Source organism: Terrabacter sp. 01T434, from assembly GCF_056398545.1.
This window is the reverse complement of sequence record NZ_JBFTPP010000027.1, coordinates 1-871: the sequence shown is the minus strand read 5'-3', so window position 1 is coordinate 871 and position 871 is coordinate 1. Positions and strand designations below refer to the sequence as shown.

Annotated in this window: 1 protein-coding gene; it reads right to left on the bottom strand. The window is 63.3% G+C overall.

Annotated elements, in window-relative coordinates; genetic code table 11:
• Positions 1-287: 287 nt before the first annotated feature.
• Positions 288-716 carry a YxiG-like protein gene (locus AC1DIW_RS21825; protein WP_478110916.1) on the bottom strand — a complete coding sequence of 143 codons (429 nt, stop codon included), beginning with the start codon at positions 714-716 and terminating at the stop codon, positions 288-290.
• Positions 717-871: the final 155 nt, after the last annotated feature.

Sequence of the window (871 nt, the reverse complement as noted above, 5' to 3'; positions counted from 1 at the left end):
GCCCCGGAACGCGTGTCCGGGTCACGCCGCAGCTCGACGGCCATCCTGATCGCTCGCTCCCGAAGCTCCTCCGGGTACTTCCTCGGTGCTCCCATAACTCTCATCCTTCCGTGGAATGAGAGCCTCCATCAGACCCGGAACGGGACAGTGCTCTGGCCGGCGCCGGACATCCCGGTCAGCAGCACTCGTGCCATGCCGGAGCCCTAGCGTGGGGACGCGGACATCGAGACGGTTGTGTCGCGCCGACAGCGGCATGTCCGGACGTCGCCCCACAGCCACTTTCGCCGCTAGGGCAGAGGAACCTTCCAGTCCGGACCCCCGTCCGGAACGGTGAAGGGTGTGTATCCGGGTTCGACGGCCTTGACGGCGAGGTCTGAAAAGACCAGCTCGATGTTGTGCCCGTTGGTCTCGATCGACACCTGGTGGAATGGCATTCCCAAGGCCGCGGACCATCGCGACGAATCCTCTGAAGGGTCAACCAGCGTCATGCCTGGGTAGAGCGCCTGCCACTTGACACCCCAGACATAGCCGTCCAAATCCACGCCTGTCTCGTAGTCGATCAGCCGGTCGTCCAAGGACTTCGCCCAGATTGTCGGCGGCACTGCCGATGAGATTGTGGCTCGCACACAGTGTTTGAACGTGTACGAGAGGTGTTCGGGCACGATGCCCGTCCGCGGATCCGCGGACGCGTAGACGATGACTTCATAGTCCCGCATGTAGTCTGTCCCGTACCGGGTCTAGTGGAGGCTCGGAACTGACGTTTCGACGGTAGCCGTCACGGGCTTCTGCCGGTAGTGCTGGTCCTCGAGCTCGACAGGCGGGATGAGCCCGATCTCGCCGTGGAGACGTCGGTGGTTGAACCAGTCGATGT

Excerpts from the sequence above, each read along its gene's own strand:
- AC1DIW_RS21825 (WP_478110916.1), bottom strand. The coding sequence starts at position 716 with ATGCGGGACTATGAAGTCATCGTCTACGCGTCCGCGGATCCGCGGACG.